27 protein-coding genes, 1 tRNA gene and 1 pseudogene are annotated in these 23,932 nt (G+C 55.2%); 13 read left to right on the top strand and 16 right to left on the bottom strand.

The window, feature by feature from the left end:
* Positions 1–344: 344 nt before the first annotated feature.
* On the bottom strand, positions 345–845 hold the full coding sequence (locus ENN68_06345) for a hypothetical protein (GenBank protein HDS45694.1): 501 nt from the start codon (positions 843–845) through the stop codon (positions 345–347).
* A gap of 200 nt (positions 846–1,045) precedes the next feature.
* Here ENN68_06345 and albA point away from each other — a divergent pair, with 200 nt between their 5' ends.
* Complete coding sequence (gene albA / locus ENN68_06340; GenBank protein ID HDS45693.1) at positions 1,046–1,330, top strand: DNA-binding protein Alba; 285 nt, start codon at positions 1,046–1,048, stop codon at positions 1,328–1,330.
* Between the two features lie 201 nt (positions 1,331–1,531).
* Here the strand turns inward: albA and arcC are convergent, their stop codons facing one another.
* The 5 genes from arcC to ENN68_06315 all read right to left on the bottom strand — a co-directional run bounded on the left by arcC (position 1,532) and on the right by ENN68_06315 (position 5,735).
* Positions 1,532–2,461, bottom strand: a complete 930-nt coding sequence (gene arcC, locus ENN68_06335; GenBank protein HDS45692.1) for a carbamate kinase — start codon at positions 2,459–2,461, stop codon at positions 1,532–1,534.
* A complete protein-coding gene (locus ENN68_06330) occupies positions 2,458–3,789 on the bottom strand; it encodes a GTPase (GenBank protein HDS45691.1) in 1,332 nt (443 codons plus the stop codon). The genes arcC and ENN68_06330 overlap by 4 nt, the downstream gene beginning before the upstream one ends.
* Before the next feature lie 132 nt (positions 3,790–3,921).
* Positions 3,922–4,551 (bottom strand): hypothetical protein, encoded by a 630-nt coding sequence (locus ENN68_06325; GenBank protein ID HDS45690.1) that lies wholly within the window; start codon positions 4,549–4,551, stop codon positions 3,922–3,924.
* A gap of 243 nt (positions 4,552–4,794) precedes the next feature.
* Positions 4,795–5,364: a permease gene (locus ENN68_06320; protein ID HDS45689.1), complete on the bottom strand. Its 570-nt coding sequence runs from the start codon at positions 5,362–5,364 to the stop codon at positions 4,795–4,797.
* Entirely contained in the window at positions 5,361–5,735 is a 375-nt protein-coding gene (locus ENN68_06315; protein ID HDS45688.1) for a hypothetical protein, read from the bottom strand. Before ENN68_06315 ends, ENN68_06320 begins: the two co-directional genes overlap by 4 nt.
* 385 nt (positions 5,736–6,120) lie before the next feature.
* Between ENN68_06315 and cooS the strand changes: the two genes are divergently transcribed.
* The 6 genes from cooS (at position 6,121) to ENN68_06285 (ending at position 12,293) form a co-directional block, all read left to right on the top strand.
* Positions 6,121–8,025 (top strand): anaerobic carbon-monoxide dehydrogenase catalytic subunit, encoded by a 1,905-nt coding sequence (gene cooS, locus ENN68_06310; GenBank protein HDS45687.1) that lies wholly within the window; start codon positions 6,121–6,123, stop codon positions 8,023–8,025.
* 135 nt (positions 8,026–8,160) lie between these two features.
* A complete protein-coding gene (locus ENN68_06305; GenBank protein ID HDS45686.1) occupies positions 8,161–8,439 on the top strand; it encodes a glutaredoxin family protein in 279 nt (92 codons plus the stop codon).
* Positions 8,439–8,948, top strand: a complete 510-nt coding sequence (locus ENN68_06300) for a ferredoxin:glutaredoxin reductase (GenBank protein ID HDS45685.1) — start codon at positions 8,439–8,441, stop codon at positions 8,946–8,948. Before ENN68_06305 ends, ENN68_06300 begins: the two co-directional genes overlap by 1 nt.
* A gap of 80 nt (positions 8,949–9,028) precedes the next feature.
* Positions 9,029–11,473, top strand: coding sequence for a heavy metal translocating P-type ATPase (locus ENN68_06295; protein ID HDS45684.1), 2,445 nt, complete (start codon positions 9,029–9,031; stop codon positions 11,471–11,473).
* A 5-nt stretch (positions 11,474–11,478) separates the two neighbouring features.
* Positions 11,479–11,619 carry a YHS domain-containing protein gene (locus ENN68_06290; protein ID HDS45683.1) on the top strand — a complete coding sequence of 47 codons (141 nt, stop codon included), beginning with the start codon at positions 11,479–11,481 and terminating at the stop codon, positions 11,617–11,619.
* Positions 11,620–11,735: 116 nt separating this feature from the next.
* The gene (locus tag ENN68_06285; protein ID HDS45682.1) at positions 11,736–12,293 is read left to right on the top strand and encodes a manganese efflux pump; all 558 of its coding nucleotides are present in this window, start codon (positions 11,736–11,738) and stop codon (positions 12,291–12,293) included.
* A gap of 159 nt (positions 12,294–12,452) precedes the next feature.
* On the opposite strand, the gene ENN68_06280 is transcribed toward ENN68_06285, so the two are convergent.
* From ENN68_06280 to ENN68_06270, 3 genes are all read right to left on the bottom strand, one after another.
* Positions 12,453–12,983: a hypothetical protein gene (locus ENN68_06280; protein ID HDS45681.1), complete on the bottom strand. Its 531-nt coding sequence runs from the start codon at positions 12,981–12,983 to the stop codon at positions 12,453–12,455.
* 281 nt (positions 12,984–13,264) lie between these two features.
* Positions 13,265–14,098, bottom strand: coding sequence for a DNA/RNA nuclease SfsA (gene sfsA / locus ENN68_06275; GenBank protein ID HDS45680.1), 834 nt, complete (start codon positions 14,096–14,098; stop codon positions 13,265–13,267).
* Between the two features lie 113 nt (positions 14,099–14,211).
* A complete protein-coding gene (locus tag ENN68_06270; GenBank protein ID HDS45679.1) occupies positions 14,212–14,718 on the bottom strand; it encodes a hypothetical protein in 507 nt (168 codons plus the stop codon).
* 444 nt (positions 14,719–15,162) lie between these two features.
* Between ENN68_06270 and ENN68_06265 the strand changes: the two are divergent.
* The 4 genes and pseudogenes from ENN68_06265 (at position 15,163) to ENN68_06250 (ending at position 19,008) form a co-directional block, all read left to right on the top strand.
* A pseudogene (locus ENN68_06265) lies at positions 15,163–15,576 on the top strand (YbhB/YbcL family Raf kinase inhibitor-like protein).
* A 169-nt stretch (positions 15,577–15,745) separates the two neighbouring features.
* Positions 15,746–16,141 (top strand): carboxymuconolactone decarboxylase family protein, encoded by a 396-nt coding sequence (locus tag ENN68_06260; GenBank protein HDS45678.1) that lies wholly within the window; start codon positions 15,746–15,748, stop codon positions 16,139–16,141.
* A 67-nt stretch (positions 16,142–16,208) separates the two neighbouring features.
* Positions 16,209–18,005 carry a KamA family radical SAM protein gene (locus tag ENN68_06255; GenBank protein HDS45677.1) on the top strand — a complete coding sequence of 599 codons (1,797 nt, stop codon included), beginning with the start codon at positions 16,209–16,211 and terminating at the stop codon, positions 18,003–18,005.
* A gap of 37 nt (positions 18,006–18,042) precedes the next feature.
* Positions 18,043–19,008 carry an ExsB family transcriptional regulator gene (locus ENN68_06250; GenBank protein ID HDS45676.1) on the top strand — a complete coding sequence of 322 codons (966 nt, stop codon included), beginning with the start codon at positions 18,043–18,045 and terminating at the stop codon, positions 19,006–19,008.
* A gap of 33 nt (positions 19,009–19,041) precedes the next feature.
* Here the strand turns inward: ENN68_06250 and ENN68_06245 are convergent, their stop codons facing one another.
* Positions 19,042–19,422, bottom strand: a complete 381-nt coding sequence (locus tag ENN68_06245; protein HDS45675.1) for a hypothetical protein — start codon at positions 19,420–19,422, stop codon at positions 19,042–19,044.
* Positions 19,423–19,469: 47 nt separating this feature from the next.
* Positions 19,470–20,150 carry a hypothetical protein gene (locus ENN68_06240; protein HDS45674.1) on the bottom strand — a complete coding sequence of 227 codons (681 nt, stop codon included), beginning with the start codon at positions 20,148–20,150 and terminating at the stop codon, positions 19,470–19,472.
* A gap of 73 nt (positions 20,151–20,223) precedes the next feature.
* Here ENN68_06240 and ENN68_06235 point away from each other — a divergent pair, with 73 nt between their 5' ends.
* Positions 20,224–20,772, top strand: coding sequence for a tRNA (cytidine(56)-2'-O)-methyltransferase (locus ENN68_06235; protein ID HDS45673.1), 549 nt, complete (start codon positions 20,224–20,226; stop codon positions 20,770–20,772).
* A gap of 17 nt (positions 20,773–20,789) precedes the next feature.
* Here ENN68_06235 and ENN68_06230 read toward each other — a convergent pair whose 3' ends face one another.
* Together ENN68_06230 and ENN68_06225 are read right to left on the bottom strand one after the other, a co-directional pair.
* Complete coding sequence (locus ENN68_06230; protein ID HDS45672.1) at positions 20,790–21,077, bottom strand: hypothetical protein; 288 nt, start codon at positions 21,075–21,077, stop codon at positions 20,790–20,792.
* 74 nt (positions 21,078–21,151) lie between these two features.
* Positions 21,152–22,225 (bottom strand): methyltransferase domain-containing protein, encoded by a 1,074-nt coding sequence (locus tag ENN68_06225; protein HDS45671.1) that lies wholly within the window; start codon positions 22,223–22,225, stop codon positions 21,152–21,154.
* 120 nt (positions 22,226–22,345) lie between these two features.
* On the opposite strand from ENN68_06225, the gene pdxS reads away from it, so the two are divergent.
* A complete protein-coding gene (pdxS, locus tag ENN68_06220) occupies positions 22,346–23,239 on the top strand; it encodes a pyridoxal 5'-phosphate synthase lyase subunit PdxS (GenBank protein HDS45670.1) in 894 nt (297 codons plus the stop codon).
* Positions 23,240–23,390: 151 nt separating this feature from the next.
* Here the strand turns inward: pdxS and ENN68_06215 are convergent, their stop codons facing one another.
* From ENN68_06215 to ENN68_06205, 3 genes are all read right to left on the bottom strand, one after another.
* A complete protein-coding gene (locus tag ENN68_06215) occupies positions 23,391–23,606 on the bottom strand; it encodes a DNA-directed RNA polymerase subunit K (protein HDS45669.1) in 216 nt (71 codons plus the stop codon).
* A gap of 34 nt (positions 23,607–23,640) precedes the next feature.
* Positions 23,641–23,715, bottom strand: a tRNA-Pro gene (locus tag ENN68_06210).
* Between the two features lie 29 nt (positions 23,716–23,744).
* The gene (locus ENN68_06205) at positions 23,745–23,930 is read right to left on the bottom strand and encodes a DNA-directed RNA polymerase subunit N (GenBank protein HDS45668.1); all 186 of its coding nucleotides are present in this window, start codon (positions 23,928–23,930) and stop codon (positions 23,745–23,747) included.
* Positions 23,931–23,932 lie beyond the last annotated feature (2 nt).

Raw genomic sequence — 23,932 nt, 5'->3', positions numbered from 1 at the left:
TGATGAAGATCGTGGAACGGAGTGGACGTGAGTACTTCGCACAGATACCCAAGCGGGCACGACAGATGTGCTCGCTCTTCCCTGAGGCGCTACCTATGGGTTAATTTGCGGAGTTTGGGTTACCTAAAAAGATTCTTTTGTTTGGATCACGAGCGCGGGGATATCATCTATGGAGCGTGACATCGATATCCTAATTGTCTCGGATTCTTTCGAGGGGATGAGCTGGCGTGAACGCGAGGTGAGAGCGGTGAAGCCCATAAGATTGTATTTACTATACACAAATCACTTTTGGTTTAGATGAACCTTCGGCGTAAATTCATTCAAGTGCCCACTCTCGGTCACCCTTAATCCCGGCTCCTCGCTTTCTCTCTTTCTTCTATCTGCTCCTCGAGCTCTTTTATTAGACCACCGTTATCAAAATGTTCGAAATATGATTCGCAATCCTCACACCAGAAGTCCTGTTCCGCTGCGACTTCAAACAAAACACAGTGACAGCGGCATTGGTAAAACTCTCCGCTTCTTTCGTATTCGAGTTTCTTTCTTAATTCATGCAGCTCGTCATCCACTTCTTTATCGATCATTTTCTTGACATTATCGGAATTAAAGCTCCACCAATAGGTAATCCAGCCACTATTATCATCGCGTTCAGTCCTGTACTCGGCATTCCTGCTCTCATATAACTTGTAGAGAACTTTTCTTATAGAGGAGGGTTTCGTATCGTTTAGCTTTACAATCTCACTTTCACTTATTTCACCCTCAGGAACATTTTTCATTATCTCCAATCCGTCTTCCCCAATCATTTTTCTAAAATATTCCCTTACCAAAAGATCTTCTGTTTCAAACATTATGACAACGCTCCACAATAGTAGGTATAACCGCTCAGTAGATAAGCCTTGGCATTATTTGTACCGAAAAAACTGAGAAAAAGCGTTATCAAAGCCGATTTATCAGGCAGCTTCGGATTTTTGGTTAACGGGTTTTCTGGCGCTAAAAAGCAAATTTGCTTATATGCCCTGAGTATAATGAATAACGTAGTGATGCAAAAATGTCTGGAGAAGACAACGTGATTTATATCGGAAATAAGCCAGTGATGAGTTATGTCCTGGCAGTAGTGACGCAGTTTAACAATGGCTCGAGCGACGAGGTATTAATCAAAGCAAGAGGTAGAGCGATCTCACGAGCCGTGGATACCGCAGAGGTAGTACGGAATAAGTTCATGCCGGGCGTAGACGTGAAGGACATAAAGATGGGGACAGAGCAGCTCGTAGGGGTAAACGGAGACAAAATGAACGTCTCTTCGCTGGAAATAACCTTGCAAGGCAAAGCGTAACGTTTAATAGAATGGCTATCCAGGGCGATATGTGAGAGAGCGTATAATCAGCTCTCCCTTTTTCTTTTTGACACAAAACAAACAGACAGGTAGAAACTACAGGAAATTGATTTCAGCCCCGTGTCTTTTTTGGTCTATTCGTGGGGTCTTCTGGGGCTTTTCAAAAACACTACGCTTGCAATTTCACCCTAACAGTTGCGTTTACTCGATTACCGTCCCTGCCCGTCCCGCAAGCGCCTCAACAACCGACTCGGGCTTACAAACAATTGCTTGCTCGCCGCCACGTTCCACAAACTCGATTGCTGCTTCGATCTTGGGCCCCATACTACCGGCCGGAAACTGTCCCTCGCTCAAGTACTGCCGGGCTTCAGCCAGGCTCAGCCTGTCAAGGTCGACTTGCTGAGGGGAATTATAGTTCAGCGCTACCTGGTCCACGGTCGTCAGAAACATGAGCACAGTTGCCTTTAGCTGGACCGCGAGCAGGCTCGACGCCAGGTCTTTATCGATCACCGCATCCACACCCCTCAGCGTACCGTTCTCGGTGGCGACGGGTATGCCGCCACCGCCACAGGCGACCACAATGGTCCCTGCCTGCACCAGCTCTTTTATGAGAGCGGTCTCGATGATCCTCATGGGGCGGGGTGAGGGCACGACACGTCGCCAGCCGCGACCGCTGTCCTCCACGATCGCATGACCTCGGCGTTCCAGTTCCGCTGCTCGTTCGCGGCTATAAAACGCACCGACCGGTTTTGTTGGATTCTTCATGGCCTGATCCTCTCGATCCACCAGCACCTGCGTCACGACAGCGGCCACGCTGATATCGATGTTGTGCGCCTCTAGCTGGTTGATGAGGCTCTGGGCGATCATATAGCCCATACTGCCCTGTGACTGTGCGACATCGACATGTAAGGGTGCAGTCGGGACCTTTCCCGCGGCTGCTTCTGCCTGGATCATGATAAACCCCACCTGGGGTCCGTTACCGTGGGTCAGCACCACCTGGTGCCCTGCTCTGATCAGGTGCGCGATATAGCCCATACTCTCGTAGGTATTACGGAACTGCTGCGCGAAGGTGCCCTGTTCGCCCTGTTTGATGATCGCATTCCCGCCAAGTGCAGCAACGATCAGGCTCATCGGTTTACCTGTTTTAAGAACGTATCCACAACCGCTTCCAGAGTCGCATCGCCGATCTCTTTAATGCCGTACCGTACCCGCGTCGCGGGCTTGTTCAGAGTGATGACGCGCGTCAGATCGATCGGCGTGCCGATAACGACCGCATCGCACTCAGCGGCGTTGATCGTCAGCTCCAGATCGTTGATCTGCTCCTTGCTGTAGCCCATGGCGGGCAGCAGCGGCCCTATGTTGGGATACTCGCTGAAGGTCTCGGTGATCGTGCCGGTGATGAATGGGCGTGGGTCGACGATCTCTTTCGCGCCTGCTTTATGGGCCGCAATGAGTCCCGCACCGTACTTCATGCCGCCGTGTGTCAGCGTGGGCCCGTCCTCGACCACCAGCACCCGCTTGCCCCTGATGAGCTCCGGACGCTCGACGGTGATCGGCGATGCTGAATCAATGATCTTTGCATTCGGGTTTATTCTCATGATATTACGGCGTACCTGCTCGATCTTCTCCAGTTCCGCGGTATCCTGCTTATTGATCACGACCACATCTGCCATGCGTGCATTGATCTCGCCCGGGTAGTAGGTAACTTCATCGCCGGCACGATGCGGGTCGGCAACCACGATATTCAAGTCAGGTTTAAAGAACGAGAAATCGTTATTGCCGCCGTCCCAGATGATAATATCCGCTTCGGTCTCAGCCTGTCGCAGGATCTTCTCATAGTCCACACCGGCATAGACGGTACAGCCCACATCGATATGCGTCTCATACTCTTCCCGCTCCTCTATCGTGCACCCCATACGCTCAATGTCTTCGTAGGATGAGAACCGCTGTACCGCTTGCTCTGCAAGCTTGCCATAGGGCATAGGATGCCGCACCACGACCACGGTCTTGCCGCGCGCGAGCAGGAGCTGACACAGCTTCTTGCTTACCGAGGTCTTGCCACTACCGGTACGCACGGCACAGACTGAGATGACGGGCACGCGGCTTCGCAGCATGGTCGCAGCCGGGCCGAGCATGATAAAATCCGCACCGGCAGCATTGACTGCCGCGCCTTTGGTCATCACATACTCATAAGGCACATCGCTGTACGCAAAGACGACACGATCGATCGCATGCGCTGTTATCAACGTGATCAGTTCCTCTTCTGCGAAGATCGGGATGCCGTCCGGGTATAAGCCGCCCGCCAGTGCTGCAGGATACGTTCGGCCTTCTATATCAGGTATCTGGGCTGCGGTGAATGCGACAACACGGTACGCGGGATTATCCCTGAAATAAACATTAAAGTTGTGGAAGTCCCGGCCCGCAGCGCCCATAATGATCACTTTCTTGGGGATGTTCATCGTCGTGGTCATAGCTATTAACACCTCCAGGAATATATCGGGTCAAAGCAATAAAGCCTTTACGCTGTTGGGAGTTCTCGTGACGGTTTTTTGAAGAACGATGCGCGGATACCGCGAAGTTTCGGGTGCCTTTTACGGGAGACTGCTTAATTGCGTGACAATTTCTCGTGAGAAAGGCTCTGCCAGGTACCTTTTACTGGCTGGCCAGGAAAACAAGCCACGGAGGGAAATCGTTACTGATACGCGGCCCTTCTCTAAAAGCTGTGGACCGTCGGAGCTATCAAAGATCACCGCCGGTTCAGGCACCCCGAATTCAGCCCGGTAGAAATCGATGAAGTACCGGGTGCTACCGATGCTCGAGAAGCAGTAAAGCATATCTGCAGTGGCGGTAGCGTAGACGGGTGTGTAAAAAGGGTCTTCCCTGATCATGAACACAGCGATCACCGGCCCGTCAAACTGCTCGTGGAGTATAGCCGATAACTTCACCTCAGCCGCAATGCCCCGTAAATCCTGCGTCAGTTCGGCTTCGAGCGCCTTGCTCACCGGGTCGTTGCCTTCGACGTAAAGGTAAACCGTTCCGGAGAGGTCAACCTGGGGGTTCATCACGGAGAAGGTACTCACCTGCGAGTTGGCGGCGGATTCTGATCGAACCAGCCCGAAATCAAGAGTAAACGAGGCAATGACCAAACCAGCCAGTAAAACAAACGCAAAGATCACGGGTATCCGTTTCTTACCGGTCAGAGCAGTTCTCGGGTTCTTCATCTTCCAGGCCTCTATCGTCTGTCAACACATATCTTTAAGGATGAGAGACAGAAAAATCATTGTAGCCTCCAGAGGCTTTGCCTAGGGGACATACCGGCAACCCAACAAGAGTAGAAGATACCCGTGATACGGAAAATATACCGCTTCGTCTTCACCATCTCTCGCTCGTCCGTCCGCTCCACGACCATCCCGCAGCATCGGAGAAACCACAGAAACGACAGCTTACTACGTAGCTTCTGATCCCTATCCTTCGATCAGCTCCAGCAATTTCCCCACAATTACCGACACAAGGACCATATAAACCAGCAGCACGACCACGAATAGCGTGCCGAAGTAATAGACCATCAAGGGCAGGTGCGGGAGCTTGATCGCGCGATTGTACAGGAACGCGGCGACCAGACCGCTGCGCATACCCTGCTCACGCAATTCCCGCAAGAGCGGATACCAGATGTAAATCGGACCGTGGCTCAGTATTCCGGTGGTCACTGCCAGGATCCAGCCTTTCGCGCCCGAGCCCTGCCCCGCATACTTCGCGATCGTTTTCGGCGTGAAGAAATAGTTGAGGATCCCCATGAAGCCGATGATAACCACCAGTATCGGCGCTATAGTAACCAGTACCTCGCCGCTTGCCCTGAGCGCTTTCTGGGTGCTCGTGGGCTCAAGCAGATACAGAGCAAGGTACAGAATGAGCACGAATCCTAGGAAATAGAGCCCGTGTGAGAGCTCCTTCTTCCGTTTCTGCGTACCTCCTCCCGCTTTACCCGTCACCTCCTCTACCGCGCCCTGTTCTCTTGAGATGCCGAGCTCGTTCATGTGAGCACCTCCACCGTGGCAACCGTGACGATTGCGACCGCGATGGCGAAGATAAAACTGAGTATGTTGCGCGTGATAGCGAACCGTCTCCCCAGGATCGCAGCTTCCGCGGGGAATTGAACGACGCCGACCGTTACCCAGGCAACGATAAAGGCTGCGACGGCAAAAAGACTCACGTTTGCCGTGAGCAGCTCACCACCGATGATATAACTGATGATCGCGCTACCGGCAGAAACACTCCCGATGACCGCACCAATCACAGTATCGCGCACCACGGCACCCGTGAAAACAGCGGAGATCATCGCATTCGTCACGAAGACGCGGAAGAGGCCTAAGAGGAGAACGACGCCGAGCAGCAGGGGAAGACTCATGCTGAAGCTTTTGAACGCTTTCACAAACGAACCAGCGAGTGTCTTCTGCCCGCTTCCTTGCTCCTGCTTCACGTTCAATTTCAAAGCCCTCCAGCCTCTAAGCACACCCGGCATTCCGGAGCGCCATCTTCATTCACATTCACTGCAACCACACAAACGGTTTGTGGAAAACAGGTTCTTCGCAGGCCAGTAGTGAAAAGAAGGAGGGTGAACGAAGCACGCTCCCCCGGTAATAACGTCCTGATGATCGCGGCGAGACTTGCCCGATAAACGCTGAGGTGTTCTAGCGGTTTACCGTTCATCCACCGCAAGCTGGGTGGACGCCCTGCTTTCGGGTACGCTTAACTGGTCACAGCGCTAATAACATACAGAGTGGGAGGTAAAAATGGAGAAGGATAGGATTTCGTACCATGATTCTGTTCGGAGCGTATACGAGCGGATCAGGAAAGACGGTATAACCAGTATCTGGGATCGCTTTGAGGCCCAGGGTATGGGCGGCGATCCTGATAAACGCTGTCCGTTCTGTCAGGCGGGCACGCGCTGCGATTTGTGCTCCAATGGCCCGTGCCGTGCTGATGCAGCAAAGGACAAACGCGGCGTGTGCGGCATCACGGCCGATGGCATGGCGATGCGGATGATGCTACTCCGGAATGTGCTGGGCGCGTCCACGTACCAGTACCACACTGATCAGACCATAAAGACACTCCGTGCAACTGCAGCGGGCAAAACACCGTTTACGATACAGGAATCCGAGAAATTGTGTGATTTTGTTGAGCGGTTCGGCATTTCGAGTTCGGGATCCGTGCAGGAGCTTGCTATTCGGCTCTGCGATTTTGTAGAGGCCGATTTTAACCGCAAATACTATGATTCGAGCCTTATTGTGGCGGCCTTAGCGCCTGACGAGCGCAAAGAGGTCTGGCGAGCGCTGGGTATCTTTCCCGGCGGGATCCATGCTGAGATGATGCTGGCTACGAGCTCGTGCCTTACCAACGTTGATGGGTATTACGCGAGTCTCGCGCTCAAGGCGATGCGCCTCAGCCTGGCAATGGCGTACCAGAGCCAGATCGTCAACGAATACTGTCAGGACATCCTCTTCGGCATACCAAAACCACATTCTATGCGTGTTGACCTCGGTGTTCTTGACCCTGATTATGTGAATGTGCTGCCAAACGGTCACGAGCCGTTTCTCGGGTTCGCGATGGTACAACTTGCTCGGGAAGCGTCATGGCAGGAGCGGGCAAAGGCCGCGGGCGCAAAGGGTCTGCGGATCATTGCGAATATCGAGACCGGACAGGAGATGATCCAGCGCTGGGAAATGGATGAGGTATTCTACGGATTCACCGGCAACTGGATCACGCAGGAAGCGGTGCTCGCCAGTGGCTGCGTGGATCTCTTCGCGGCCGATATGAATTGCTCGATGCCCATCGATCAGTTGTACGCCCGGAAATACAACTTTAAGCTCGTGCCGGTGAGCGAATTAGTTGCCTTTGACGGTGTTGCTGATCGTATCAACTACGTGCCTGAACAGGCGGGAGAACAGGCAGCGCAGCTGCTGCAGATGGCGGTCGATAATTTCAAGGACCGGCGAGAGAACGTGGAGCCTGTGCGAGAGTTACCGGTCAGAGAAGCGCTGGTGGGGTTCTCGACCGAGAGCATCCGTGCAGCTCTTGGTGGCTCGCTCGAGCTACTTATAACCGCTATTCAGGACGGTACAGTTCGAGGCCTCGCCGGATTCGTATCCTGCACCACGCTCCGGGATTCCGGGCAGGACGTGCATAGTGTTCGCATAGCACAAGAGCTCATCAAACGTGATATTCTCGTGCTCTCGATGGGCTGCGGCAACGGCGCCCTGCAGGTTGCGGGGCTCTGCAGTCCCGAGGCGGTGAGATTAGCAGGTCCGGGTCTCAGCGGATTCTGTGAGCGCCTGAGCCTCCCACCGGTTCTGAGCTACGGTACCTGCACCGATACGGGTCGTTTAGCTGATCTATTAGCAACGGTCAGCCTTGCACTGGGCGGCGTCCCCATATCTGATCTCCCGGTGGTCGCGGCGGCACCGGAATATATGGAGCAGAAGGCCACCATCGATGCCGTCTTCGCACTGGCCTTCGGGCTCTTCACGTACGTCAATCCCGTGCCCACGGTTACCGGTGCGCCCCGGTTGGTCACCCTCCTGACGGAGGACTTGAGACAGCTGACCGGTGGCTTATTAAACATTGAGACCAACCCGGTCAAAGCAGCCGATGCGATGCTGGCACATATCGAAGCAAACCGGACGAAAATGGGTCTATAACCGGTCATGCGAGCAAAACACCGCAAAGATCCGCGGATTCGCGGCAAGAAAACGGCACGTAAGTATTTATGTACCCCGGATCTGCAATCTAATTAATGTGTATGGTCACGGGGATACCAGATTGGTGATGTTTTCATGAGCATGACGCACGTCAAAGGGAAGAATAAGGGGCAGGTAGTTCTGTATGCATTGAGCACCTGCGTCTGGTGCAAGAAGACGAAAAAACTGCTCGAGCAGTTGGGCGTTGAGTTCGATTACGTCTATGTTGACTTGCTGGCGGGCGCGGAGAAAGAGCAGATTTTAGCTGAAATGGCACAATATACGTCCACACGTGCATTTCCTACGATGGTGATCAACAACGGAACAATCATCCAGGGTTACCAGGAGAAGCGGATTCGGGAGGTCCTGGGATAATGGCCGAGAATGACGTGAGCGAGGAACGGGTGCAAAAGCTCTATAAACGCCTGGATAAGGAGGCCGAAGAGGCTGGCTATCATCTGAATCCCGATGCGGAGCATACCCGGGAGTTGGCACGGGGATTGTTGATCAACGAGCAGCGTTATGGCTATTGGGCCTGCCCCTGCCGGTTGGCCGCGGGAGTGAAGGAGCAGGATCTGGACATTATCTGCCCCTGCGATTACCGTGATCAGGATATAGAGGACTATGGCGCCTGCTATTGTGGCCTTTATGTTTCAGATCGTGTCATGGCGGGCGAGCAGGAACTGGGGTCGATACCCGAACGGCGGCCACTGCCTGAAGAGCGGGCACAGCATAAGCAGCACTCCCTCGCGCCTGCGCTGTCGATGCTTCCACTACCGATCTGGCGCTGCCGCGTCTGCGGCTACCTCTGTGCGCGCGAAGGCCCACCGGGCGTGTGCCCGATCTGCAAAGCGAAGAAGGATCGATTTGAGCGGTTCATATAAAAAAATAAATTCGTTCACGAGTGGATAGCGGCGCGAATAACCTGCTGAGATTCTGAGGGTGTACGTCGCTTACGGTGAGAATGACAGCCGAGCGGAAGAGGGCGGAGCTGAAGATCTCCGGGATGACCTGCGCGACCTGCGCAGCAACAGTCGAGAAGTCGCTCCTCAGTACTGAGGGTGTTGCTGAGGCGGCGGTGAATCTGGGGACCGAGAGTGCGCGTATCGAGTACGATTCGAGCCGCGTGACCATTGCCGATCTGGAGCGGGCGGTGACAGACGCTGGCTACAGCGTGGTGCACGAGAGCGCGATCGTGAAGATCGGCGGGATGACCTGCGTGATGTGCGCAAAGGCCATCGAGACAGCGCTTCAGGAGCTCGAGGGCGTCGCCACCGTTACGGTCAATCTCAGCGCAGAGAAGGCTTACGTCACCTACAATCCGCGATTGGTAACGCTCGCGGACATGAAGCGTGCCATTGAAGCGGCGGGCTATCAGTACCTGGGCCTGGCGGGCGAGGAAGCGGGCATCTCCGAGGAGGCGATCAGGGAGCGCGACTTACTGGCGAAACGCAGACGATTCATCGTTGGGTTCGCGTTCGCGATCCCGCTTCTGATCCTTATGTATCTGCCGATCACCTGGCCGTTCTCGATGGCTTACTTCATGCTTGTCGTCTCCACACCCCCCTTTGTATACGTCAGCCATCCGATCTTCAGCGCAGCCTACCGCGCGCTCAAGAATAAGAACCTCACTATGGACGTGATGTACGCCATGGGCATCGGGGTTGCCTTTGGCGCGAGCTTTCTGGGCACGTTCGGGCTTGTGCTTACCGGTGAATTCCTCTTTTATGAGACCGCGCTCATGCTCGCCGCCTTCCTCACCATTGGCCGCTATCTGGAAGCGCGCGCAAAAGGGCGGACCTCAGAGGCACTGAAGAAACTGATTGGGCTACAGCCCAGGAATGCCACGGTGCTCCATCACGGGCGGGAGCGAACGCTACCGATTGAAGACCTACATATCGGTGACCAGATCGTGGTGAAACCGGGCGAAAAGATCCCGGTCGATGGCACGGTCGTGGCAGGCGAGAGTTATGTGGATGAATCGATGATCACCGGCGAACCGCTGCCGGTGGTGAAGCGAAAAGGCGACGAGGTCGTTGGTGGCACGCTGAATACGAACAGTGTTCTCACCTTCCGTGCTACGAAGATCGGGAAAGACACCGTCCTCGCGCAGATCATCAGATTGGTGGAGGAGGCCCAGGGCTCTCGACCACCGGTTCAGCGGATCGCGGATAGAGCTGTGAGCTACTTCATACCCGCCATCTTGACGATCGCGCTCCTCGCCTTTGTAGTCTGGTATGTCCTGCTCGACGAAACGCTCCTCTTTGCACTTACCGTATTGATATCCGTGCTCGTAATCGCGTGCCCCTGTGCACTCGGACTCGCTACGCCGACTGCGGTCACGGTGGGCATCGGTCGCGGTGCGGAGCTTGGCGTGCTCGTGAAGAACGGTGAGGCGCTCGAGATCGCGGAGAAACTGACCACGATCGTCTTTGACAAAACGGGAACCCTGACCACGGGTGAGCCGGAGGTGACCGATGTCTTCGGCTTCAGCGTCGGCGATCGCCAGCTCTTGAAATTAGCGGCGAGTGTGGAGCGGAATTCACAACATCCACTCGCAGCGGCCATTGTACGCCGTGCGGAAGAGAAGGAGATCGAGCTTGACGCGACGGGCCGGTTTGACACCTTCAGCGGGCTCGGGGTGACTGCAACCGTCGAGGGGCGGACACTGCTCATCGGGAATCGCATGCTGTTCGAGGAGCGGGCTCTTACGATCCCGCAAGAGTTCGAAGACAAAGTGACCGAACTGGAGAACGAAGGCAAGACGGCGATAATGGTCGCTCGTGATGATAAACCCGTGGGTATCATCGCTATCGCGGACACGCTCAAGGAGAGCGCACCTGCTGCTATTACCGCGTTCAAAGCGATGGGGCTGAACGTGGTGATGATCACCGGCGATAATGCACGAACCGCGCACGCGATCGCAAAGCAGATCGGCATAGACCGGGTGTTAGCAGAAGTGTTACCGCAGGACAAAGCGGAAGAGGTGCAGCGGCTGCAGGAGAAGGGCGAGCGCGTGGCCTTCGTCGGCGATGGGATCAATGACGCGCCCGCACTGGCGCAGGCAGACGTCGGGATCGCGATCGGCAGTGGAACAGACGTGGCAATCGAGAGCGGGGAGATCGTGCTGATCAAGAACGATCTGCGGGACGCCGTTGCCGCGGTTCAGCTGAGCAAGAAGGTGATGGCGCGCATAAAGCAGAACCTCTTCTGGGCGTTCGCCTACAATACCGCGCTCATTCCCGTGGCGGCTGGCATTCTCTACCCCTTACTCGGCATCACGTTCCGGCCGGAGCTTGCGGGGCTTGCTATGGCCCTGAGTTCCGTGACGGTCGTCTCGCTCTCCTTGCTCTTGCGGAAGTACGTACCGCCGGTAAAGCAAGGCAAAAAGACGAAAGGAGGTGAGTAAAGGCCATGGCAATCGATCCGGTCTGTAAGATGGAAGTGGCTGAGCAGGCCGCAAAGTTCACGACCACCTATAAAGGAAAAACCTATTACTTCTGCGCACCGGGCTGCAAGAAGGCGTTTGAGGCAAACCCGGAGCAGTACCTCTGAGCAAGAACGAAGCAGAACGAGATCGCGGACATCTCGCGGTTTCCTGCCACCCCTATGGGGCACGCACACTAGGCAGAGACTTACTCAGAATCCGCTAAAGGAGCGTTACGAGTGAAATGATTACGATCCTCCTGATCGCCGTGGGCTTAGCGATGGATGCCTTTGCCGTCTCGATCTCGAGTGGGATCACGATAAGAGATCTGAAAGTAAGCAATGCCCTTACGATCGCGCTCTTCTTCGGCGCGTTTCAAGCCTTCATGCCCGTCATCGGGTGGTTTGGTGGGCTTGCCGCACGAGAGTTCGTCACGGGGATAGACCACTGGGTCGCCTTTGGGCTCCTGTGCATGATTGGTGGTAAAATGATCGCTGATGCGATGCGTCATGGTCGGGAGAGTAAGAAACTCGACCCAACAAATCTCTCCGTGCTCGCGCTCCTCGCGTTCGCCACCAGCATTGATGCACTTGCCGTCGGGCTCAGCCTCTCATTTCTCAAGATGGCTATTCTCCTCCCCGCGTTGATCATCGGGCTCGTCACGTTCGGCTTATCATTTCTCGGCGTGTTCGTAGGAAACCGCTCAGGAAACCTCATTGAGCACAAGGCAGAGCTCATTGGCGGGCTCATTCTGATCGGCATTGGCATAAAGATCGTGCTCGATCATACCCTGCTTGTGTAAGTAACGACCGAAAATTCAGCAACCACCGTAATTAGTTAGTAAAAAGTAGCCAGTGCGACGAGAGCGAAGTCTTCACGATAACTTCGCAATCGTGTCCACCCCCGCCAAACGATGTCTTCTGCTCTATTTCCGCACATCAAGAATGCCGTATACTATTCGTTATTCGCGCACATATTTCGCCTCGATCGCCCATTTAAAGAGTCGCGCGAACCGATCCAATCGCTGCTCACTTGCTTTACGGTCTCGTTCACCCAAATCCTGTCGCACCGTCTCCACGATATCGTCATACACTTTAGGATCGCGGATATCCCGCCCCATCGCATCATGCAAGATCAGGAGCGTCTTCAAGTGCACTTCCGGATACTTGCGACAGCCGGCGTACCAGCCGGTATATTGTATGATTAAATACTGCTTTTCTGGATCTATATCAAGGATTTTCAGATCTCTATACCCCAGCTTGCGGAATCGCCTGCTCAATTTCCGCAGATATTGCTCCTTGAATATCTTGTCTGTTCGCATCCGTTCGACATCCTCATCAGGAATCTCAGCGGATGTAAAAATCAATTCGCTCTTGACCGGCATTTTCTTATAGACGTCCTTTGTGATCACTTCATCCAGTATATCCTTCAGCTTCATGGGCATCACCTCCGTCCGTCCGGTGCTCAAACAGTGCGTGGTTACGGTGGCCACTCACTGAAGAGCTTATACGATACTCATGGTATATAAAAAGACTGGAAATCTCACGACGAGGCCGAGCTTATGGGCGTACTGCAGCAGGCGTTCTATGCCCGCGAAATAGCCGCTGTTAATCGCGCCATTTCCAGCCTTTCTTCAGCAGCTCTTCGAGTTCCTCTTTAAGCAGATCGAACTTCGCGGATTTGCAGGCCTGCAGGGTCTTCGCGTCCTCGGCGATGATCGTGAAGCCCGCGAGTTCTTCGAGTATCAATGCTCGATCTCCTGTGTGCAACCCTTCAACTTCCACGTGTAATTCTGCGAGTGGTGTGCACTGCGGTATGAAGGCCACCACTTTCTTGTTCATAGTATACCTTTTTCAACGGCGCCTTATGAATTTTCGATTGCCCTGACTGGGTACCGAGACTCACGGGAAGTTCGGGATCGTAGAGATACACCCACGCGTCATCGGGATGATAGTACAAACCCAGGGCTTTCAGATCAACGCCACTGTCTCGCGCCACCTTCAACGCTTCAAACAGCTCCAAATCCGCTCCACGGTTCGGCTTGAACGCGGTTACATTCGGGAGTGCAGCCATGAACACCAATTTCGCCTGCACGCCGTCTCGAGCTATTCGCAGGAGTTCCCGGATGTGCTTCCGCCCCCGTTCAGAAGGGCAATCGGGATACAGCGCATACGTGCCTTCACGCAGGACCGCGCTCTTCACCTCGAGATACAGCGCCGTGCCACCGCACGTAAGGAGGTAGTCAATGCGTGAGGCACCCAGCTGCGCGTTTCGCTTGACTATGCCGCAGTTCGCGAGCCACGGAATGCGCCCACTATTCAGAGCGACTTCAAACGCGGTCATCTGCAGCCACGTATCGATGAGCGCGCCAAGACCGTGCTCTTCGATAGCAAAGAGCCGGAAATCCGTCGTACCCGGGTGATAGGTTTTGAAACAGAACGCTCGCTGACCGGTAATCATAAACTCAGAGAGCCGACCGGTGTTCGTAAGGTGCGCGCGATATTCGCGCTCACCGGCCGCTATGAGCACCACGAATCGATTCAGCCGCTCCCGGATACGGCATTCCAGCGGATCTTCGATCTGAAAGAGCTTCACCAGTTCGGGCATGCTGAGACGATGAACGTAAAGAAAACCGCATGATCACTTACAAGCAAAAGAACGGGAAGGGATAAAGTGAGAGCTCGGTGGCGAGCACGCACACCGTGTTCAATTGCCCGTTCTTATGTACCATTCTCGATGATCTTCGGCGGTGAGAACTCTACCTCCAGATTCGTTTGATACCGTTCCCGCACGAACGGCAGATTCAGCTCGTCCACCTTCGCGGAGAGCGCGGAGAAATAATCGATGAAGTCTTGCACGTCACTGAACGATTGCAGATCGAATCGCAGATTGACGGTGAAGTGTTCGCCCTCGGCCCACAGCGATTTCAGGAGGCAGACCGGGCCGTCATAGTCATCCACACGCACGCTCGGATTACCCATACATATCCGCAAGCCCGCGCGCCGACCACCGTTACCACCGCCGTTTCCGTCTATCAGCATGTCCACCAACTTATCCACCTTAGCCGAGCAACTCCCGAGCACATCGCGTACCTCGGGTGCGGCGCCATTCCATGTACTAGCCCCCAATTCGGCCATGAGGCGCTTTAACGACTGGCAGAGCTCCTTCATTTCCGCGAGCTCCGGTCTTTCCTCATGCTCGTTCCCTTTTCTATCGCGTTCTTCCATCGCTTCTGTCCCCGCTTATATCTTCTTACAAATCTTTTACCGCGGCTCTATCTTTAATCCAAAGAGGGGTCGTTATAAAAGCTTTTCGGTTACGCCCGCTTCTCGGATGCCACCATTAGCGATATTTGCAGGCCTGCCGCAGTTTTTCTGGCTGGCGACACATACTAGGCGGCAGAATGGCAGCATCGGTGCTCAAAGGGCACAATAACACAATCCGTTCACTATTCGGTGCGTTCAACCTGTACGGCGAACGTGCGTGGCTGCGCTCGGCGCAGGCGCGGAAAAGGATCGCAAAGGGAAATACAAAAGCGTAGCTGCAAAAGAAAGCACTATGAAGGCGTGCTCACCCACTCTATCTAAGTATCTCAAATACCTTGTAGTAACTACCAAAGAGAAGGATAAGCGTATGAAACTGAGCATCCTGCATTTGAGAACGAGCGATCGATACCCCGGAAATACTCGTGCTTTGGTGCTAATATCAATCCGCCGCTCCTGATCGCAGACGTCCCGGCGGGCACGAAGACCATGGTCTTGATCCTCGAGGATATTGACTGACGCACCGTTCGGACCCTTTGTTCACTGGCTCGTTTACAATATCCCCGTCGACAACTATAGTGAGGCAGACAGTGCTCCGGGGAAGCAAGGGGTGAACGAATTCGGCAAGCGAGCCTGCGGCGGACCGTGTCCGCCCTCTCAGGGACGCACCGATACGTCTTCAAACTTTACGCGCTGAACACCGAGCTGGCACGCGGCGAGGGCGCAGATTGGGAAATGGTGGAAGCGGCGATGGAAGGTCACATCGTGGACACCGCGGAATTAATGGGCCTCTATCAGATGAAATCAGGAATCTTCAGGTAGGTATGATCGGCCTCACGTATCCGCCGTGCGTACAGGAAGCACGCAGGTAGTCCACACACGAGACGGTGATCACGAGCGTCAGCGCAGCCGTTTCGCTCCTTGAGGGCTGCGAGACGATTTTACCGGTGTGTTTTTGCGGGATGCCGCGCAAGTATGTTTGTGAAAACGGATGGTGACGTTAGAAGAGAAGATAGAAGTGCTGTTGAGAGATCCTGATCAGACGGTGGCGGAGATTTTTGCGGTTGTCGAGGAGCAGTTGGGGTTTGTGCCCTCGATACTCCGGGGCATGGCCGAGCGGCCGGATATTCTCATCCCCTCTGTATTGACTGCATACTTTCTGCTCGGAGAGCCCAAGGCGCTGGACCGGAAGACGGCTGAGCTGATCGCGTTTGCCTGCGCCGTTTCGCTACGTGGTGAGGCCTGCATGAAGGTGCATTTGCGTGAAGCGCAGAAGGCGGGTGCTTCGCGTCAGGAGATCTTTGAAGCCGTCATGATCGCAAGCGTGATGGCGCAGACAGCGGTGCAGGCAAGTGCGTTGAGCGTGTGTGAGGCGGCAGGTGAATGACCCACCACGCGCAAACTTCCAAACCTTAACATGCCCCGAAATCTAACTGTTAGTGAGGCGGGGCACCGTGACATCTCGATGGGACGAATGCTGGGCAGCCGCACCAGAGCTTCATGCGCTTCTGAAGGAGAGTGAGTCGGTCGAGAGCGCACGTGAGAAGCTGATCGGCTATCTTAACGCACTGGAGTGGACGTATAGGCGTGATGTTGATACCCTTGACCCATGGGATTATATCATCCTGGAAGACGCGCTTCGCTGCCTCAAGAACATCATATCGCCACGCAATGAGCGGCTATCAGAAACCTCCGCGCTGGAATTCGTCTGGACCGCGGCCGTCACCGGTGACGCGGACGTATCTGACGACTTTGTTGACGAGTTCGTGCACTTCTTCAAGGCGGTCAAGGGAAAAGCTGATGTTTACCCCTCGTGCTTGATGGCCGGGGTCGAGCTCCCTGAATTCAACCGGTATCGAGGCCGTGAAGCTGCATTACTACGCTCTGATTACCTCGACCACATGGGCGAGCGGATGCGGAGCTATCTGGTACGGTATCCCAGCGGCCTCGAGCCTGAGATCGTGGAGCGTCGTAAAGAGAACAGGAGACGGATCTTAGAGGTGCTCAACGCCACTGAGGACGACTGGAACGACTGGCACTGGCAGTTCAGTCGTGTATTCAAGAATTTAGATGGATTTAAGACCTTAAAGAAGATCATCAAGCTCATCCCGGTGCAGGAGCGGGCTATAGCGCTCGCTGTTGAGAATGATGTCCCCTTTGGCGTTACGCCACACTATTTACACCTCATGGATCCCGAGCCGAGCGATTACGATTACGCCGTCCGTCGTCAGGTCTTCCCGCCTTTGAGCTACGTGGAGAATATGATCGCGCATAAAGAGGATCGCGAGCTCGCATTCGACTTCATGCGCGAGCATGACACTTCACCGATAGAACTCGTCACACGTCGTTACCCCACGGTGGCGATCATCAAACCGTACGATTCGTGCCCGCAGATCTGTGTCTACTGCCAGCGAAACTGGGAGATCACGTCGCCGTTGATGCCCGCGGCGCTGGCACCCATGGAGCGCATTGACCGGGCGATCGAGTGGTTCGCGGAGCACGAGAGTATGATGGATGTGCTCTTGACCGGTGGCGATCCGCTGGCAATGAACGATAAGTTGGTCGAGAATATCGTGAGCCGCCTCTCAGAGATATCTCATATGCACAGCATCAGGATCGCCACGCGCATCCCGATCACCGTGCCCCAGCGGATCACCGAGGAGCTCTGTGAGATCTTTGAGAGCTATTATGAGCTGGGCAAGCAGACACTCTGCATGGTTACGCATTTCGAGCATCCGTATGAAGTCACGCGTGAAACCGCGGAAGCGATAAAACGTATCAAGATGATCGGCATGCACGTTTACAACCAGCAGGTCTTCACCTTTGCGAACAGCCGTCGATTCGAGACCGCGGCGTTGCGAATCGCGATGAAGCAGATCGGCGTTGACCCCTATTATCTCTTCAACATGAAAGGCAAGAGCGAGATAGAGGATTATGCTGTCCCGGTCGCGCGTATTTTGCAGGAGCGGAAGGAGGAGGCACGATTGCTGCCCGGCATCTTCCGCAGTGACGAGCCGGTCTTCAACGTGCCGTTCCTCGGCAAGAACCATCTCCGCGCCGGGCAGGACCACGAGCTCATCGCGATACAGCCCGACGGGCGGCGCATGTATCTCTTCCATCCCTGGGAGAAGAACATTGAAACCGTTAACCCGTATCTGTACACGGACGTGACGATTCGGGGCTATCTCGATAAGGTAAAGGCGCGCGGCGAGAATCCCGATGACTACCGGAGCATCTGGTATTACTATTGACTGAAGCTTTATACCGCCGCCAGGTCATCTGAAACTCATGGAACTTAAGGAGATCACGCTCGAGGAGTTGCAACCCGAGCAGTTCATCGAAGCGCAAGTCGAAGCTATCAGATCGGTGGTCGGCAGTGGCACCGCGATCAATGCGCTCTCCGGCGGGGTCGATTCGTCTACCGTGACGCTGCTGGGGCACCGTGCACTGGGCGACCGCTTGAAGACGTACTTCATCGAGAATGGCATTATGCGGCAGGGTGAGCCCGAACACATCGTTTCACTCTTCAAGGAGCTGGGGATACGGGTCGAGCTGTTCGACGCAAGAGCGCAGTTCTTCAAGGCGCTTGCAGGGCTGATTGACCCTGAGGAGAAACGCGAAGCGATCACGCAGACCTTTTACAAGGCGGTTTTCGGCACGCTCGTCAAGGAGAGCGGTGCGAAGTATCTGCTCCAGGGCACCAATTACACCGACGTTGAAGAGACGGTTGCGGGCGTGAAGCGGCAGCACAATATCCTTGAGCAACTGGGGATCGATACGCAGGCCACATTCGGTTACACGGTAATTGAGCCGGTCATTCAGCTCCGTAAACCCGCGGTTCGACTCGTTGGTAGGGCGCTCGGACTGCCAGAAGCGATCTATAACCGGCCGCCGTTCCCCGGTCCTGCATTGGCCGCACGCGTCATCGGCGAGGTCACGCCTGACCGCATCGCGGTGGTGCGCAAAGCGACGCAGATCGTTGAGGATGAACTCCAGGCCGCAGGTGCGTTCCAATATCTGGCGATCCTGCACGCGGATAGGGTGACCGGGGTACGCGCGGGCAGGCGCGACTACGGGCTGCAAGTAGAAGTACGCTGTTGGGATAGCTCGGACGCGCAGACGGGTCGACCAACGCGATTACCCTACGAGTCACTGGAGCGCCTGGCAGATCGGATAACGAGCGAAGTGCCCGGCGTCGTCAGTGTCACGTACAATATTACCAGCAAGCCGCCTTCGACGATCGAAGCAATTTAACCCTTTCGGTCCTGGACGTGTCCAAAAGCGCGATTAGTCCGCTAATCGCCGTGCTATCATGGTCCGCCATTTCCGCATCGTCGTCATTACCGCCCGTGCCTCGATCATGGTGAACGGGACAGAGCGCGACTCTTTGAAAACGATCTCCCGGTAGCGCGCTACGTCGTGTGCAAGGTCGTCGAATCGCCCATCGCGCCTGAGCAGGTCCTCGATGATCAGTAAATTCGCATGCATCGTCTCAAGCCGTGAGAGGCCTGCTTCAATGAGCGATTCGATCGTCACCTTCAGATCCTCCGACTGCACGAACTCAGATTCGAAGATATAGACCAGCTTCACCTTCTTCTTGCCTCTTAAGAGCATGTCGTCCTGAATCATGACAAAGGACTCCGGTACGAGATACGGGCGCTCAGTCATACATAGATACCACTAGTCAGTTTGTTTTCACGCCTAAAAAAACGGCGCTAAAAATCGATCGCCGCCATGAGCCGCTTGATGTGCTCGCCAATCTCGTGATACTTCCGGTGCCGTCTCGTGGGCCAATACGAGGGGATAACCATGACGGTGTGATTCACCCGCACCAGTTTGGTTGCGAGCAGCATTCCGGCCACTTCGGAGACGTTTCCGCTGAGCTTCGACGTGCCCTGCGTGCGCACGTAACCCTGCTCACTGAGTGCGAGGAACCCCTGTAGCGCTGTCCGCCCGAGGAGACAAATGCCCGCCGGCTTGATGTATGTGAGCTCGCGGCTGAGGTGCGCGTCTGCACAGCACTGTATTACGCTGCCGCGAGGCGCGGTATTGTGCGCTTCGCGTGCCGAGGGGCATTTCACCGTGGGCAGGAGGTAAAAGCCTGCAGCCACAAGATCAGATAACGTCTCGATCGGCAATCCGACATCGTTCCGTAAAATGCCAAATAGCCGCTCGCGTAAGCGATCGTTCGCGCGTTCGTTAAAGAAGTAGGACTGGCTATTCAATGGCGGCGCTTCGGAGATGAAGAGCAGTTTAACAGCACGCGGCTCGATCGCCGGCACGCGCGCATCGGGGCACTGGACGCCTCTGAGACAGAGCGCACCGCACTTTCTGCAGCGCTTAATCTCTTCCTGCAGCTGGGTCCACGTTAGTTCGGTATCGTGACTTAGCTTCATGTATCCTTGCCTTTGAAACGAGGTACGTAAAGCTTTTAGGAGCAGAGTGTTCTTCACACTGTGGAGAAGAGAAATGGAGATCGTTGTGCTGCGATTAGGGCATCGTCTGGAGCGCGATAAACGGGTGACCACGCATGTCGGTCTGGTGAGCCGCGCATTGGGTGCACAGGGGTTGCTCCTCGCTGCGGATGATAAAGGCGTCGAGCGCAGCCTCACGCGCGTAGCGAAACGCTGGGGCGGAGAGTTCTTCGTCAAAACCGGCGTGCGCTGGCGCGACGCGCTCAGAAACTGGCACCAAGCGGGCGGTAAGGTCTGTCATCTCACCATGTACGGCGCGAACCTCCACGAGGTGATCGCGGAGATACGCGAAGCTGCTGAAGCTGAGCGCACGCCGATACTGGTTGTTGTGGGCGCGGAAAAGGTCCCGTTCGAGGTCTATGAAACCGCCGACTGGAACGTCGCGATCGGTAATCAACCCCACTCGGAGATCGCTGCACTCGCGATATTCCTCGACCATTTGCAGCGCGGTCAGGAGCTAACGGCACGATTTGAGCATGCCGAGCTGGAGATCGTGCCGAGCAGGCGAGGAAAAGAGGTCGTGGTAAGCGGGGAAGAACAATAGTGGCGGTTAGCTGTCGGTTAGCCGACCTCCACACCTTCATCTGTCTCACCGGAGCGCCGCGAGGCAGACAAACGCTTCAGTTCGTTCGGCACATTGACGCGCAGGATGTTGGTGGATCGCACGTGATACACGGGATCTCCGGTCATTGGGTCGTAATTCTCAGTACGAATGACATTACTGACCACCGTCTTGAACTTCAAGATCGTTCCGTCCTTCAGCTTGTATTCGTTCCAATCCTCCTTCACCGTCTCGAAGTCCACATTCATCGCTTCTACTTCCGTGCCATTCGGCAACCGAACTCTCATGTTATCACCCCACCCGTTCGTTTTTTTCCTTCCGGTTCAGTAATCATATGCACCGCGAAACATAAAAGATCCGTTTACGCCTTCTCCAGCACCGTGATGTACCGGGTCAGGCTTTTGTGCACGCGATAGGCGTGCTCGTCACAAAGCAGGAACCCCATACCACGCGTAAGGGCAGGTAACGAGGGTATATTCGAGACCATGACCGCTCTCTTACCGGGCTTCAGCACGCGGTGGATCTCGACCATCGCAGCCGCATACAACCGTGCGAGGTAATCAGCGCGCGCGTCTTCGTCCTCCGGGATACCCGCGCCCGCTACAACGGACGCCCGCCCGTACGGCAGGTCAGTAACGACCGCGTCCATGCTCCCGGACCGCAGGGGCAGCCATTTCGAGTCGCTCATGAGGAGTTCGCACGGCACACTGAAGAATGCCATATTCTTCTGCGCACCGTAGACCATCTTCCGCTGGATGTCCGCGGCCATGACGCGCGCACCCACCATTGCACCCTCCAGGACGATTCCACCGGTGCCGCAGAACGGATCGAGCAAGCGCTCATTCGCTCGAATACCACTGAGATTGACGAGCGCACGGGCGACCTTCGGCATGATGACGCCGGGTAAGAAGAAGGGTCGTGCATGTGGTCGCTTATCGCCAAATTGCCGCTTATCGATCCGCCACACTCGCGTGCACAAGGAGCAGGTATCCGCAGTGAAGAGGAGCACGAAGGTCTTCGCAGGCCGGTTGAGATCCACGGTATAACCTTTTCGCGTGATGCACTCGCCGACTGCTTTGAGTAACGCTTGTCGACGGGGGTAGAGCCGATTCAGCTCCATGAAATGGACACATACGGCGAAGGTGCGTCCCCTGCCCATCACCGACTCTAAATCCATGCTCTCAACCCGAATCAGGAGTTCACGATCATGCAGTCCACACTGGTCGAGCACCTCGTACACCTGGTGCGTCATACCCAAGCGGCGTGCTAATTCAAAGAGTCTTGCACTTTCAGGTGCGAGTTGCGCGTCGATCACAAAGATTCTGCCCGCGACGAATTTTATCGTGTAGCGGATATTCAACGCGTCCAGGGATGCGAGCAGCTCCGCTCGGGGTAGTGTCTCGTGCTCACCCGAGAGTTCAAATGCGAGCTGCATTTTGAATCTTTTTAAACGGAAAAGCGTTTACTGTACTACTATAGAGATCGTAAAGAGAGATCAACGCGTAACGTGCGGAATGGGACAGGAGCGGAAGTGTTAATGAAGATGCACCGAGGGATAGTGATTGAGGATCTGAGACATGGCACAGAGCTGCTGAAGCGTGGATTCGCGGCCATGCAGAAGGGTGGTGTAATCATGGACGTGACGAGTGGGGAGCAAGCGCGGATAGCAGAGGACGCCGGTGCGATTGCCGTGATGGCCTTGCATGCTGTGCCCGCTGACATCCGGAAGGCGGGTGGCGTGGCACGTATGGCAGATCCCGCGGCGATCACGGAGATCATTGATGCGGTGACGATTCCGGTAATGGCAAAGTGTCGTATCGGGCACTTTGTAGAGGCGCAGGTGCTCGAAGCACTCGGCGTTGATATGATCGATGAGTCAGAGGTGCTTACCCCGGTGGACACGCATCACGTGGACAAGCGCGACTTCACCGTGCCCTTCGTCTGCGGAGCCCGTGATCTGGGCGAGGCTTTACGGCGCATCCAGGAAGGTGCAGCTATGATTCGAACGAAAGGTGAAGCGGGTACGGGCGATGTGAAGGAAGCGGTTCGGCATATGAAGCTCATCATGGGTGAGATACGTGCCCTCAGGGGCAAGAACGAGGAGGAGCTGCGCGACGTCGCGAAAGAGCTCAAAGTCACCGTGGAGCTGGTGCAGGAGACGGCAAAACTACAGCGGTTACCGGTCGTGAACTTCGCGGCAGGCGGTGTGGCCACACCCGCGGACGCCGCGTTCATGATGCAGCTCGGTGCGGACGGTGTCTTCGTCGGTTCTGGCATCTTCAAGTCCCAGAACCCAGCACGAATGGCCGCGGCGATCGTGGAAGCGGTCAACAACTACGACGACGCGAAGAAGCTCGCGGAGCTCTCAAAAGGGCTGGGTGACCCGATGAAGGGCATTGAAGTGAACGCCCTGGCCGAGAGCGAGCTCTTGCAGGTACGTGGTTGGTGAGCACGGGCTATCCTCGCTTGTGAAACTCGTTGGTTGTCTGCATCAGCGCCATTCTCCTTTATCGCTCACGCGACAGAGCGCCGCGTGAGTGTGGTGGATCTGGATAAGATACTGACTAAAGGAAGAAAAGATCAGGAAGGATTTTGTCAGGTCAGTCCGCAGTCCGTTTCACGGTGATAGGCACGACATCACGCTCGAATTCCTGAATTGCGATCTCTATGGGATCGAGATCGTCGGTCTCGATGAGTACGGGCGCACCCATAGCGATCTGCAATGCTCGTGCGCCGATAATGCGTGCTTTCTCGTATTTCGTATAGTGTTCCTTTTTTATTCTTTGTTCCTGCTTCTCTTTGCCCGTCACGATCATCGACCTCGCTCTTGTTATTGATACTATGAGTGTATGGGGTCGCTGAGATTTGAACTCAGGTCTCGGCGTCCCGAACGCCGAAGGATAGACCAAGCTACCCTACGACCCCCTGTTACCTTACAAAGAACCACACGCGCCTCATCCATACGGCGCTATCTCATCTATCAACTCTGCGTGTGTGAGTAGCATCCGTCTGCAGCAATAGCGGCTGATCCCCAGATCGTCCAGCACCTGCCCGGGCGTCTCGCGCTTGATGCGCTCCTTATATTCGTCCCAGACGTCTGAGATGACCTTACCGCACGTGAAACACCTGACCGGGATCATAA

The sequence above is a fragment of the Methanomicrobia archaeon genome (genome assembly GCA_011049045.1).
GTDB lineage: Archaea > Halobacteriota > Syntropharchaeia > Alkanophagales > Methanospirareceae > JACGMN01.
This window is presented reverse-complemented; position numbering and strand designations above follow the sequence as displayed.